This window comes from Streptococcus sp. HMSC071D03 (assembly GCF_001812125.1).
GTDB lineage: Bacteria > Bacillota > Bacilli > Lactobacillales > Streptococcaceae > Streptococcus > Streptococcus pseudopneumoniae_N.
The window spans coordinates 1-13,465 of record NZ_KV807769.1; the positions used below are offsets into that span (position 1 = coordinate 1).

Consider the following 13,465-nt stretch of genomic DNA (forward strand, 5'->3'; position numbering starts at 1 on the left):
CAGGAAAGTGGAAGTTACTTTGAGAAATTACCTTAAGAAATGTTTTTATAAAAAATAATAAAAAAGTGTTGACAAATACAGAAAGGTAAAGTATAATATAAAATATAAAAATTTATAAAAAGGTTAAAGAGATATGAAAAAAAAGATAGCAGTGGTTTTTGGAACCTTTGCTCCCTTGCATCAGGGGCATATTGATTTAATCCAAAGAGCAAAACGACAATGCGATGCTGTATGGGTGGTAGTTTCAGGTTATAAGGGAGATCGTGGTGAACAGATTGGACTTACACTACAAAAGAGGTTTCGCTATATTCGTGAAGCATTTCGAGATGATGAGTTGACTTCTGTTTGTAAACTTGACGAAACCAATATTCCACGCTATCCAATGGGCTGGCAGGAGTGGTTGGATCAGATGTTGCAGGCCATTTCCTATGACCAGACTGGTCAGGAACTAATCTTTTTTGTAGGAGAGTCCGAATACCAACAAGAATTGTCAGAACGTGGTTTCGAGACTGTTTTGCAGGAAAGAAAATTTGGAATTTCGGCTACCATGATTCGAGAAAATCCAAGCAAATATTGGAAATACATCGCTCAACCTTTCCGCCGTCAGTTTACGAAAAAAGTGTTGATTATGGGAAGTGCTAGTAATGGTAAAACAACTCTAGCCAAGGATTTAGCTCGCTTTTATGATGCGCCAGTCAGTCTGGAATATGCTCGTGAGTATCAGATAAAAAATAATGTCCGAGATGATGAGCTTACCCCCAAAGATTATTATTACCTTCTTTTGGGCCAATATGACCAAACTTCCAAGTTAATCGATAGCAATGCCAATCGAGGCCTAGTCATTGCAGATACCAATTCATTAGTAACCAAGGGCTACTACGATTACTACATGGAAAGCGAAGAGCAGGAGGACTTGTCCGTAGAGACCTTTGATAATCTCTTTATCTCAATCTTAGCCAAGGAAAAGTGGGATTTAATCCTCTTTGTGCAACCTATTGGCTCTTATGTCAATGATGGTTTTCGCGACATGACCATGGCAGAAGACCATATCCGTCACAGTTTTTCTCAGCATTTGGATATGATGAGGGAGCAATATCTAGCCAATATCCCTCATGTTTATCTAGCTGATGACTATCTAGGAAATTATGAAGCAGCAAAAGTAGCTATTGATGCCATTTACCAAGCAGATTAGGAGAAGAAAATGAAAAAAATAACTGAAAAAATCACACGATTTATTGAAAACTTTAAAAATGTTCACGCAGAAGCTCGTAAAATTGGTTTTGCAGGAGTTATGCGTTTGCTTTGGAAAGACCTCTTTGTAGGCCGTAGTCTTTTCCAGTGGCTCTATTTGATTGTTTTATCAAGTGTTCCTCTTATTCTGGAGTTTACACAAAACACAGAAAGTCATGACTGGATTGGTCTCTTGGCTTCTTGGACAGGGATTGTCTGCGTTATCTTAGTAGCTGAAGGTCGAGCTAGTAACTACCTTTTTGGTGCTATTAACTCTGCAATCTATTTGGTCCTAGCTATGAATGCTACTTTCTATGGCGAAGTTTTGACCACAGTTTATTTCTTTGTCATGCAGCCTATTGGTCTCTATGCTTGGTTGTCTAATCGGATCAATGAGCAAGGAAAACCAGAGGAGTCTCACTTTGAAGCTAAGAAACTCGGTCTGATTGATTGGCTCAAGTACTTGGCCTTGACTGCTATCATCTGGATTGGCATGGGATTAGCCTACCAAAGTATCAGCAGTGCTCGTCCTTTCCGTGACAGTGTTACCGATGCGACCAATGGTGTTGGTCAGCTCTTGATGACACGTCTTTACCGTGAGCAGTGGATTTTCTGGATTGCAACCAATCTCTTTAGTATTTATCTCTGGTGGGGTGAAAACATCCATATCCAAGGAATGTACTGGGTTTATACCATCAATAGTCTAGTCGGTTGGTACCAATGGACTAAGGCTGTCAAGGAGGGATAAGATGACTGAAACGATAATCCCGGCTGGAATGACAGAGAGAGAATATTTTGAAATCCATGCAAGTCAGGAAGAATTTTTAGACTGGTACTACAAACAGGAACTTCCTCAGTATGAAAAACCGAGCGTGACGGTGGATATGGTAGCTTATTGCTTTGTGGAAGGGAAAATCAAACTCTTACTAATCCGCCGTAAGGCCCATCCTTATCAGAACTGTTTGGCCTTGGTCGGTGGTTTTATGGATAAAGGGGAAGATGCTGCCCATGCTTGTCAGCGTGAAGTGAGAGAGGAGGTTAACCTTGACCTTCCTTTGGAAAAAATTGAACAGTTGATGACAGTATCTACTCCAGGTCGTGATCCGCGGGGCTGGACGGTTACTATCGCCCACTTGGTGTATCTACCTAGCCGCGCACTTGATCTCGTTCAAGCTGGTGATGATGCCAAAGATGTGGTTTTTGTCGATGTTGATTTTCAGACGGGCAAGTGCTTCCTAGAGGGACTAGAGCTGGGGGAGCAAGCCTTCGCCTTTGACCATTATGCCATTATCCAAGAGTCTATTAAACGAATACAAGGGCGTCTTGACTGGAATCCGACCTTCCTCTATCTGCTAGAGGAGGAGTTCACTGTCTATGAAGGGACCGAATTGGTCAATCTCATCAACCCAGGACGACCAATCGTCAGCAATAACTTTCTCGTAAAATACGGTGAGTATGTAGAAGAAGTTGGGCTCAAACGAGTTCCTAAAAAGAAACCAAGAAAAACCTATCGATTGAAATAAAAAGCTTTGGGACAGAAATCGATAGATCAAGTCTTGATTTCCTAGTCTCAGTCCTGAGAAGTTTCAACAAATCCGATGGCTGTTTGAAGCTTGAGAATAGAGAAAATACAGTTTGCGTCACAAGCCAAGTCAGCTATCGTATCAAAGGTTTATTATTCATAAAAAAGTGAGGTCGGGATTTTTTCCCGACCTCTTTTTTGATGCTATTTGACTGCTTTACTAATTAAGGATGTTTATCTTTCTTTGAATTGCTCATGATTCGAATGAATAAATCCTTGTATTTATATTTTAAATAGGTTTCGTGTAAATACAATAAAGCCACGTAGACAATCATGAAAATAGCAGTTAGATAGAACAAATCAAATGTTGTTTGAGCGTAATGAGTAGCCGCCCCATAAGAAACGAAAGCATCTAAAATCACCCAAGGAAGATACTTGTAATATTTGCTTAACATAAGCTTACACCTCCAATATTCTATTTCAATTTTATTATAGCCCTTCAAGAAAAAAATGCAAGCGATTACACTTGTAAAATATAGTATTTTTAGTAGGAAAAATTTTCCTGTTTTTTTTAATTCTTTACGAATAAAAGATATAGGAGGGATAAGGAAATAAATGTACTAAAAAATAATTCTAAAAAATTTTAGATAAGTAGTTGACAAATTTCAAAACAAATATTACAATAATGTTACAAATATATTTCTTAACATTTCAAAAATGTTACAAAAGGAGCATAAAATGAAAAATAAAACTTCTATCAAATTAATGGCTGCAACTGTACTCGCTTCAACCCTGCTATTGGGAGCTTGTGGTAATAAGAAAGAAAATACGACAAGTGATAGTTCTAGCAAGACAACACAAGCATCTTCTAGTTCTAAGGCAAGTTCTTCAAGTAAAGAGAACAAGACTCAGAAGTCCGCAAGTTCAACTTCATCAGAAAAAACTAAGGTAGCTTCTTCTGACCAGTCAGCAACTACTGCTAATCAATCGCAAGCAACACCAGCGCCAGAAACAAGACAGAGCCAAGAAGCTTCTAACCAACAGGCATCTTCGCAAACTCCCTCAAATCAGCAAGGCTCTCAAGCACAGACTAGCCAGTCAACTTATGATCCAACTACTGACCGCAAACTTCAAGATAAGCAAGCAGAGCACAACAAACGTTACAAGGGTGTTCTAACCATGGTTGATGGAGATTTCTCTGCTGCAGCTGGCAACTGGAAGGGAGCTAATGGCGAGACTATTACTGTTTCATCAGGTGGTCAATTTACAGTAGAATCTAGTGATGGTAAGAAAGAAAACTACTCTATCCAAGGCTATGCCTATACCCTTGATGATGGTAAATACAATGCCAAAATTGGTGGTGGAAAAATCATCCAAATTACAACAGGCGCAGATGGAACTGTATCTAGCGTTGCTTTGATTCAGCCATAGGTTTGAGTACAGAAATAATTTGTTTAAAAATAGTTCAGTTGATGAGTACCTACAGCATTTGAAGTTGATAAGACGTCATAAATGAACTCCAAAGATGAGACTAACTTAGGAGTATATGTAATCATGTCTACCTGAACTGACCGTTTTTCACTTAGTTTCTCCGAGAGAAGTGGTATAATGAATGCATTAAAGGGAAACGAGTGATGAATCAATGACGGATAAATTAATTTTACCTCAAAACACACGACTCATGGGAGTGTTTCTTGGCTTTATCGGTGGTTCTTTGGATGTATTCTGTCACATCCAGTACCATAGTTTGGTGGCGACACAGACAGGGAACATTCTCCTATTGATATCAGATTGGCACGATTCACATGTCATCAATACCATGTTGCGATTCTGCTCGATTATATTCTTTTCCCTAGGATTTCTTTTTGCCTTACACATGAAGGAATATCGTAAAACAGCTTATTGGCGAGTTAAGATGCTGCTTCCCTTATTTATCGGGACCCTTGTTCTGCCCTTCTTTTCCCGCTTTCCTCTATTAGAAGTTCCTTTTATTGCTTTTGGAACTGGAATGATGATGCTAACATTTACGGGTAGTTTGATTGAAGATCATCCCTATGTCATTTTTATGACGTCTGGAAATTACCGAAAAATGTTGACCGCTTTGTATCGTATCGTTAGAGGAGAAGGAGATGTTCAAGAATATCGTCGTCAAGCCTTGAACTATGGCATTGTTGTAGGCAGTTTCGTAGTGGGTGCTATTAGCTTGGCTGTATCTATGCATTTTCTCCATGAATGGTCTATTTGGATTGTCAGCTTTAATTTGGTTTTGATAATGTCTTACTATATTGCTAGAGTGAAGCAACTCGATTTGCAAGATGAAAATATATAAAAAATGGCAAATCTCTTAAATTGAGATTTGCCATTTTTAGTACGATGGACATGTCGTACATTCCTCTGTGGGCTCCCCAATACTGGTAAACTCTTGAGCAACTGAATTTGTCAATTCGGGGATAGATAAACTATTTTCACTGGGAAATATGAAGCGCATAGTCACTAGTATAGATGAGCGCTTGCGTGCTCCCCTATGAGTGATTATCTGAAAGGAATGGAAAAAGAAACCTAGGTAACTGTGGATCCTACTTAAGTTAGGAATTCCTAAATGGATAGCAGATAAGGTATCTGGCTGGGGTGACCACTATCAATTAGTAGCTCAGAAATCGATACTTAAACGCGATATATCAAAACCAGTCCTTGAAAAGCGAGGACTGGTTTCGTGTTTGGATTATTGCCTTCAACGACATGCGTTAAAAGTTAGTTGAACCGCCGTATACCGAATGGCACGTACCGTGGTGGGAGAGGGGCTAGTCTTAGCCACTACTCGATTTTATTTCACCAACTTCTTCATCTCATCAATACGTGCTACGGTCGCATCGTACTTAGCTTGGTAATCGGCTTGTTTGTCGCGTTCTTTTTGAACGACTTCTGGTTTGGCATTTGCTACGAAGCGTTCGTTAGAGAGCTTCTTACCGACCATGTCCAGTTCTTTTTGCCATTTAGCTAGTTCCTTGTCGAGACGAGCCAGTTCTTCTTCGACATTGAGGAGGTCTGCCAGTGGCAAGTAGATTTCTGCTCCTGTGATGACGCTTGACATTGCGAGTTCAGGTGCAGGGATGGTTGATGCGATTTCTAAGTGTTCTGGATTTGTGAAGCGTTTGATGTAGTTGACATTGCTGTTAAAGAAGGCTTCCAAGTCGCTATCGCTTGTCTTAACAAGAATGGTGATAGGCTTGCTTGGAGCAACGTTTACTTCCGCACGCGCATTACGAACAGCGCGGATCAAGTCTTTGAGGCTTTCGACACCAGTGTGAGCCGCAAGGTCTTCAAAGGCTGGGTTGACAGTTGGGTATGCTGCTGTAACGATAGAACCTTCTGAGATTTGTCCAAAGATTTCCTCTGTCACAAATGGCATGATTGGGTGAAGGAGACGAAGGATCTTGTCCAAAGTGTAAAGGAGAACAGAACGTGTGATGACTTTCTCTTCTTCATTATCGCTATAAAGGACTTCCTTGGTCAACTCAACGTACCAGTCCGCAAACTCGTCCCAGATGAAGTTATAGAGGATGTGTCCAGCAACACCAAACTCAAACTTATCAAAGTTTTCAGTAACTTTGCCGATAGTTTCGTTGAGATTGTGGAGAATCCAGCGGTCTGTGACGTTTCCAGCTTCCTTGTTAACTACTTTTTCCACATTGGCAGTTGCTTGCTCAAGGGTCAAACCTTCATTGTTCATGAGAATGTAGCGAGAGATGTTCCAGATCTTGTTAATGAAGTTCCAAGACGCATCCATTTTTTCGTAAGAGAAGCGCACGTCTTGCCCTGGTGCAGAACCGTTTGAAAGGAACCAGCGAAGGGCATCGGCACCGTATTTCTCGATAACATCCATCGGGTCAATCCCGTTACCGAGAGATTTAGACATCTTACGTCCTTGCTCATCACGAATGAGACCATGGATAAGGACGTTTTGGAATGGCTGACGGCCAGTGAATTCCAAGGATTGGAAGATCATACGAGACACCCAGAAGAAGATGATGTCGTAACCTGTTACCAAGGTTGAAGTTGGGAAGTAACGTTTGAAGTCTTCTGAGTCAACATCAGGCCAGCCCATAGTTGAGAATGGCCAAAGGGCAGAACTGAACCACGTATCCAAGACGTCTTCGTCCTGAGTCCATCCGTCACCTTCTGGGGCTTCTTCACCGACGTACATTTCACCCTCAGCATTGTACCAAGCAGGGATTTGGTGACCCCACCAAAGCTGACGAGAGATAACCCAGTCGTGAACATTTTCCATCCATTGAAGGAAGGTATCGTTGAAACGTGGAGGGTAGAATTCGACCTTGTCCTCTGTGTCTTGGTTGGCAATAGCATTTTTAGCCAATTGGTTCATCTTAACGAACCATTGCGTAGACAAGCGTGGCTCAACCACGACACCTGTACGCTCTGAGTGACCAACACTGTGGACACGTTTTTCAATTTTAACGAGAGCGCCGATTTCTTCCAACTTAGCAACGACAGCCTTACGAGCTTCAAAACGGTCCATACCTGCAAATTCGAAGGCCAAGTCATTCATGGTTCCGTCGTCGTTCATAACATTAACTTGTGGCAAGTTGTGGCGTTGTCCAACCAAGAAGTCGTTTGGATCATGGGCAGGCGTGATTTTCACGACACCAGTACCAAACTCAGGATCTGCGTGTTCATCTGCAACGATTGGGATGAGTTTATTAGCGATAGGAAGGACGACGTTTTTACCGATCAAATCCTTGTAGCGTGGGTCTTCTGGATTGACCGCAACTGCAACGTCCCCAAACATAGTCTCAGGACGAGTGGTCGCAACTTCAAGAGCGCGTGAACCATCTTCTAGCATGTAGTTCATGTGGTAGAAGGCACCTTCGACGTCCTTATGGATCACCTCGATATCAGAAAGGGCTGTGCGAGCTGCTGGGTCCCAGTTGATGATAAATTCACCACGGTAGATCCAACCTTTCTTGTAAAGGTCCACAAAGACCTTGCGAACGGCTTTTGACAAACCTTCGTCAAGAGTGAAACGCTCGCGAGAGTAGTCTACAGAGAGACCCATCTTGCCCCATTGTTCCTTGATAGTCGTCGCATACTCGTCTTTCCATTCCCAGACTTTGTCCAGGAACTTCTCACGGCCGAGGTCATAACGGCTAATGCCCTCGCCACGCAAGCGCTCCTCAACCTTAGCTTGAGTTGCAATCCCCGCGTGGTCCATCCCTGGAAGCCAAAGCGTATCAAAACCTTGCATGCGTTTTTGACGGATGATGATATCCTGTAAAGTCGTATCCCAAGCGTGACCAAGGTGGAGTTTCCCAGTTACGTTTGGTGGTGGAATAACGATCGAATAAGGCTTAGCCTTTTTATCGCCTGAAGGCTTGAAAACATCAGCGTCAAGCCATTTTTTGTAACGACCAGCCTCAACCTCGGCTGGATTGTATTTAGGTGAAAGTTCTTTAGACATGTGTTTGTCCTTTCTAGTTTATATCTTTAAATAAAATTAGTAGGTAGAAGATAGGCTTTGATTCAACTCATCTTGTTTTTATCATTATCTTCTATAAGCAAAGAAACCGTGAAAAATTTTACATTAACTTTCTCTCATTATCTTCATAATATGTTTATCAAAGTCTGATATGATTTTTTGAGTTCGGTTAAATTTATCATACTCCTGGATAGCTTTTGAGTCTGCTTGTTTCTTGGAAATACTTCCTTTTCCTTCTAAGATTTCATATTCATTAAAAAAAGAAAACGATCAATACTATCCGCCAATCCTCGCATTGTAAAAGTATTACGGCGCTCAACCAAATCCTCGATATAATCAAAATAGGCTGTAGCAGTTCGCTCTAGTTGTCGAATTTCTTTTTCTTGCAGATAGTTTTTAGTCACTGTTACATCTGACTTGAGTACCTCCCATTAGGTGCATTCTTCCAAGTAGTTAATCCCATTTTTTCCTTACTTGCATCGGCTTGCTGATAGATAATTTCTGCAGCAGTACTTCCAGTAATTGCATAATGAAATTTATTTTGTACCATAGCATAGAAATTTTTAGTAATATCTGAGTTTCTATCATAATCTATGGCACATTCAGCAAAGATATACGTGATTTGTTGATAGATTCGGCGCTCGCTAGAACGAATAGAGCGAATTCGTTCTAAAAGTTCATGGAAATAATCTTGTCCTAAAACTGTCTGTCCTTGTTTCAAGCGTTCATCATCTAAAATAAAACCTTTGATGATAAATTCTTTCAAGGTCTTGGTTGCCCAGATTCTAAATTGAGTAGCCTTGCTAGAATTTACACGATAGCCGACTGAAATAATAGCATCCAGATTGTAATATTCAAGTTCACGCCGGACAGTTCTATTTCCCTCTTGTTGAACCTGTGCAAATTTTGCACAAGTTGACACCTTAGCCAACTCACCACTATCATAAATGTTTTTTAAGTGCTTTGTAATAACACTTCGTTCAACTCCAAAGAGCTCTGCAAGACCTTTTTGAGTCAACCAAAGATTTTCATCCTGTAAAAGGATATCTAGCTGAACGTCGCCATTTGGTGTAGTATACAGGATGAAATTAGAAATTTCATTCAAGACAATTTCACCTCCCCCCCTCAATAAACAATTACTTCTCGTTCTTAAACTGTATACCGTTTTCTTTCAGTTTTTGAACGGTAGCAGGACCAATCCCCTTCAAAGCGAGAACTTCTTTTTCGGTCCATTTTTTGAAATCTGTAGACCTACGAATTCCATTTTCAACAAAGATGTGAACAAGATCCATCCGGATTCCCTTCATTTTTTCATCGCTCATAAGGGAGTACCAGTCGGATACCTCGGATAAAGTTTTTATCATACTGGAGTCATTCGAAAATACTGGTTTACGACGGAACTTCTTGGCTTCGTTTGTTAGAAATTTTGTTAAAATAATATTTTCTAGTAAATAATCAAATAGAGGATACAAACTAGCTTGTAACGATTCAACTGAATTTGGACAGTAGCATTCTTGGTCTTCGATCTCTATAACTTTGAATTGCCAATCTTCCTCTATAAAGAATTCAACAGCTTCATCATTGATTTCCACTAATTTTGCAAATAGCTGACTAGCTTCCTCAATTTTTCCTTGAGAAAAAGCAGAGATGATGGCATGAATAAGAATGGTATCGTCCCGTTTCCCTTTATTCAATTCTTCACGGTAGAAGCGCTCAACCTTTAGTTCCTGACCAGTAATATGATACAAGGAAAGCATACAGAAGACAAAATTAGGAGGAAAACGTTCTGGTCGCTTACTCAAATATAGGTCAATCAATTCTATAGCCTTAGAATTTAAGTTCTCCGTCATATAATATTCAATCAGAAACATGAGAGCAGACAGGATAGGGCGTGCTTCAAAATAATTCCAACTATTGTATCCGTTCATTTTCCATTTTTCTAAAACTAGAACTTCAAAATCCAATACTTTTTTAAAGGTTGACAAATCAAAGTCTTTAACCTCTGATAAGAATAAATGAAAATCAGCAGCAAAGTAATCTGGATTGATTTTTAAAACTTGCTTTAACAGTTTATTTCGCTTCTGTGTATTCGGAGTATGCATAGCTTCTCTAAATAAAGCATGATCCTGATTCCAATCAAAAGTCCTATTTTTCAGTTGGTAATTAATTAGCTGAACATCTGGATACTCTCCGTGTTCATCAGCATATTGCATCACTGCTGTATGTAGTTCATCGAAATTTTGAATGGTCCGACGTTCTACAAAAGTTGGATTTTTGGCCATGATTTCTGTCCAAGCAGCCTCTTCTTCAGAAATAACTTTGATATCCAACTTTTGCTGGCGTTTTAATTCTTTTTTTCTATTTTTCTTTTTAGCCATCTATTTTCTCCCTTAATTCATCCTTCAATAGACCAGACTCAACTGACTTAGATATCCTTCGGGACTCAGCTACAGGCTTTAATGGGAAATCCCAGTTTCTTTGTAATTCATTTACTCTGAAGGATGTACCCCAAGCTTGATCAAGGTAGAATTTTCTAATTACGTCTGGCGGTGGAATGCGTGATCAAAAAGTTTTAGACTTTTGAACTCCTTGAGTCTTGAGAACATCTTATTGAGTTTGTTTAGACATGTGTGTGTCCTCTCTCTATTGTTTTCATTTTTTCTTGAATCTGCTTAGCAACTTCGGCTGCAGACAGATTCGTATTATTTATTTTAAGGTAGTGGTGTAGCTCATTCGGTTGATGCTGGGAATTTAATTGAAGTGTTTCAGCGGTCTCTAAAATTTCTCTTTCAGATACCTCAATATGCCGTTTCAAGGGCTTGTGCTTCAATCGGTTCTCCGTTCGATTTCGATGTAAACGCTCTTCAAGACTTGTTTCCAACTCAACAAACAGAATCTCTTGATGAAAGTTATCCAATAAATCCTGAATTTGCTTTAAATACATCAGCTGGTACTGATTTGAAAAATCAATTACGTCAGTTAAAATTACTGATCGCTGATTTCTTGCACTTGCTCCAAGGAAAGAAAAGGTCATTCCACGAACAAATTCCCACATTTCCTCTGTATAGTCCTGATAGATTTCCAGTGCAAAATCGATGGCTTGATGGTTATAAAAGAGGGTAGCATTTGTCAGTCGAGATAACTCTTGACCAATGGTCATTTTTCCTGATGCTGGAGCCCCAATGATGAAAAGATGCATCAAATCACCTCCCACTCACTCTTCAGCAAGCCATATATCAGACTGTCACAGCGATTCCCTTGGGCATCTTTGCGGTCTCGGATACGAGCTTCAAGGGTAAATCCTAATTTTTCCGCAACTCGTTGACTTTGAAGGTTGTAACCAAAGCAAGACAATTCAATCTTGTGAAGACCCAATTCTTTAAAAGCTAGGTCAATCAAGGCGCGTGCCGCTTCAGGCACATAACCTCGGCCCCAATAGTCTGGGTGCAAGGTATAGCCAATCTCCAGTACATCGTCTTCGTAGCGACGGGGGAAATCGACAGAACCAATGATTGTATCGGTCCCTTTGACCACAATTCCATAGCCTGCTGGGAGATTGTCCTTTTCATTGCGCTTAGGAAGGATATGCTCCAGATAATAAATCTCATCTTCCAAGGTCTTGACGGGTGGAAAACCTGCTGGGTAAGAGACTTCTGGACGACTAGCATAGTCAAAGATATCCTCAGCATCCGGCACGGTACGGACTCGTAAGACCAGTCGCTCCGTTTCGATTTGTTCTGGCAATTCAGTTCTTGTCATCCTTCTTCCTCGCTTTCTTGATGAAGCTTCCCATGGGGTCGACTCGGTCATCCAGATAACGGTAAACGCGCTGATGGCCATCCCCCATAAAGTAAGTTGGCGCAAAACGGTCATTTTTAAAATGCTCTTTATCGTCCAAGAGCTCTGGATCAGCCAGTCGCTCGAGAATCTTGGCAAAGATATGGCAGATGCCATCTTCCTCGATAATCCGATCTACCTGACAGTCCAATACGACTGGACATGCCTCTAAAATCGGGGCCTGAGTCCGTACAGAAATTTCGTAGTCAAGCCCTAGGTGTTTTAACTTTTCCCGATGGCTGATAAAACCAGCCTGCTCCATTTCGAGCATGAAGTTTTCATCAGGGATGTTTACGGTAAACTGTTGATAATGCTTAATCTGGTCAGCCGCATTTTCCTCAGCGCCAACACCGATGACCAGCCAATCTCCCAGGCTATAAGAGGAACTGCAGGTCGTGATATTGTGCCTAAAGTTCTTGTCCTGATATCCCAAGATGAAGACAGGAAAACCATAGTAGAGCTTGCTGGTGTTAAAAGATTGTTTCATGACAACCTCCTTTGGCTAGGGGTCTAAAATAAAAATCGTCCCTGCCATCAATATGACAGGGACGAATGTGTTAATCCGCGGTACCACCCAATTTCGGGCCATGCCCGCATCTTTAATCTTCTTGTTTCACTTTTATGACGTCGTTAGCTCGTCTTGCCGTACTTGAGTACAGCCTGCAACTCGCTGTCTAGTCCTAAAAGGAAACAAAAAGATTTATATTTCAATTTTTAATTTCATCCATTAGCAACCAGTTTTGACACATTTGTGGACTTCTCAGCACTGCCACTTTCTGTAAAATGTGGGACTCAAAACACCTCTAATGGCTTTATTTTAACAAGTTTTTGACGGAAAAGCAAGGAACAAGAAAGATTACTTGAACTTAATGCCGTTTTCTTTTAATTTCTTGATAGTAGCTGGACCGATTCCTTTCAAGGCAAGGAGTTCTTTTTCTGTCCAGTTTTTGAAGTCAGCAGCAGACTTGATACCTTCATCGTAGAAAGTCTTAGCGCGGTCAACTGAAAGTCCCCCTAGGTTAGCTGCGAAATCTTCTACAGAAGTAGCAACTTTTTGAGCTTGCTCTTTGGTTGCTTCTACAGTTTTTTCAACCTTTTTAGAGACAGCTTTACCTGCATCGCTTGCTGCTTTTTCAGCATGTTTTACAACTTTTTTTGTTTCTTCGACAACCTTGTTTACAGCATTTGAAAATATACCTGAACGACGAAGGCTGTTTCTTAATTGTTTTTTACGTTGGAGTTTTTTTGACATCATAAAATCCTTTCAATAAAAAATCCCTGTGACTGAACAAGGATTTAATCTTTATACGTTTATTGTATCAACTTTCTTTAGGAAATGCAAGGTTTGTAATCTTAGAAATATGGCGAATTCCGCCTTAGAA

General features: G+C 40.5%; 12 protein-coding genes and 2 pseudogenes. 6 read left to right on the forward strand and 8 right to left on the reverse strand.

Translation table 11 applies throughout. From position 1 onward, the window contains the following. The first annotated feature begins 133 nt into the window (after positions 1-133). From HMPREF2837_RS06545 to HMPREF2837_RS06555, 3 genes are read left to right on the forward strand one after another with little or no spacing between them, the layout of a single operon-like run. Complete coding sequence (locus HMPREF2837_RS06545; protein WP_049549584.1) at positions 134-1,192, forward strand: AAA family ATPase; 1,059 nt, start codon at positions 134-136, stop codon at positions 1,190-1,192. Between the two features lie 9 nt (positions 1,193-1,201). Then, positions 1,202-1,978: a nicotinamide riboside transporter PnuC gene (pnuC, locus tag HMPREF2837_RS06550; RefSeq protein WP_049549585.1), complete on the forward strand. Its 777-nt coding sequence runs from the start codon at positions 1,202-1,204 to the stop codon at positions 1,976-1,978. A gap of 1 nt (position 1,979) precedes the next feature. After that, positions 1,980-2,753, forward strand: coding sequence for an NUDIX domain-containing protein (locus HMPREF2837_RS06555; RefSeq protein WP_049549586.1), 774 nt, complete (start codon positions 1,980-1,982; stop codon positions 2,751-2,753). 223 nt (positions 2,754-2,976) lie between these two features. On the opposite strand, the gene HMPREF2837_RS06560 is transcribed toward HMPREF2837_RS06555, so the two are convergent. Continuing rightward, a complete protein-coding gene (locus HMPREF2837_RS06560; protein ID WP_049549587.1) occupies positions 2,977-3,207 on the reverse strand; it encodes a hypothetical protein in 231 nt (76 codons plus the stop codon). A gap of 283 nt (positions 3,208-3,490) precedes the next feature. Between HMPREF2837_RS06560 and HMPREF2837_RS06565 the strand changes: the two genes are divergently transcribed. The 3 genes and pseudogenes from HMPREF2837_RS06565 to HMPREF2837_RS10760 all read left to right on the forward strand — a co-directional run. Beyond that, positions 3,491-4,183: a hypothetical protein gene (locus HMPREF2837_RS06565; RefSeq protein WP_049549588.1), complete on the forward strand. Its 693-nt coding sequence runs from the start codon at positions 3,491-3,493 to the stop codon at positions 4,181-4,183. A gap of 211 nt (positions 4,184-4,394) precedes the next feature. Beyond that, positions 4,395-5,081, forward strand: a complete 687-nt coding sequence (locus HMPREF2837_RS06570) for a YoaK family protein (protein WP_049549589.1) — start codon at positions 4,395-4,397, stop codon at positions 5,079-5,081. Positions 5,082-5,173: 92 nt separating this feature from the next. Further along, positions 5,174-5,511 (forward strand): annotated as a pseudogene (locus HMPREF2837_RS10760) (group II intron maturase-specific domain-containing protein); the annotation flags it as partial. Positions 5,512-5,576: 65 nt separating this feature from the next. On the opposite strand, the gene HMPREF2837_RS06575 reads toward HMPREF2837_RS10760, so the two are convergent. The 7 genes and pseudogenes from HMPREF2837_RS06575 to HMPREF2837_RS06605 form a co-directional block, all read right to left on the reverse strand. Beyond that, the gene (locus HMPREF2837_RS06575; protein WP_049549590.1) at positions 5,577-8,228 is read right to left on the reverse strand and encodes a valine--tRNA ligase; all 2,652 of its coding nucleotides are present in this window, start codon (positions 8,226-8,228) and stop codon (positions 5,577-5,579) included. Between the two features lie 123 nt (positions 8,229-8,351). Next, positions 8,352-9,351, reverse strand: a pseudogene (locus HMPREF2837_RS06580) (virulence RhuM family protein). Between the two features lie 31 nt (positions 9,352-9,382). Further along, complete coding sequence (locus HMPREF2837_RS06585; RefSeq protein WP_049549591.1) at positions 9,383-10,624, reverse strand: helix-hairpin-helix domain-containing protein; 1,242 nt, start codon at positions 10,622-10,624, stop codon at positions 9,383-9,385. A gap of 242 nt (positions 10,625-10,866) precedes the next feature. Then, a complete protein-coding gene (locus HMPREF2837_RS06590) occupies positions 10,867-11,445 on the reverse strand; it encodes an AAA family ATPase (RefSeq protein ID WP_049549592.1) in 579 nt (192 codons plus the stop codon). Further along, positions 11,445-12,005 carry a GNAT family N-acetyltransferase gene (locus HMPREF2837_RS06595; protein ID WP_049549593.1) on the reverse strand — a complete coding sequence of 187 codons (561 nt, stop codon included), beginning with the start codon at positions 12,003-12,005 and terminating at the stop codon, positions 11,445-11,447. Before HMPREF2837_RS06595 ends, HMPREF2837_RS06590 begins: the two co-directional genes overlap by 1 nt. Continuing rightward, positions 11,992-12,570 carry a flavin reductase family protein gene (locus HMPREF2837_RS06600; RefSeq protein WP_049549594.1) on the reverse strand — a complete coding sequence of 193 codons (579 nt, stop codon included), beginning with the start codon at positions 12,568-12,570 and terminating at the stop codon, positions 11,992-11,994. Before HMPREF2837_RS06600 ends, HMPREF2837_RS06595 begins: the two co-directional genes overlap by 14 nt. 369 nt (positions 12,571-12,939) lie before the next feature. Then, positions 12,940-13,335 (reverse strand): helix-hairpin-helix domain-containing protein, encoded by a 396-nt coding sequence (locus HMPREF2837_RS06605; RefSeq protein ID WP_049549595.1) that lies wholly within the window; start codon positions 13,333-13,335, stop codon positions 12,940-12,942. Between the last annotated feature and the right edge of the window lie 130 nt (positions 13,336-13,465).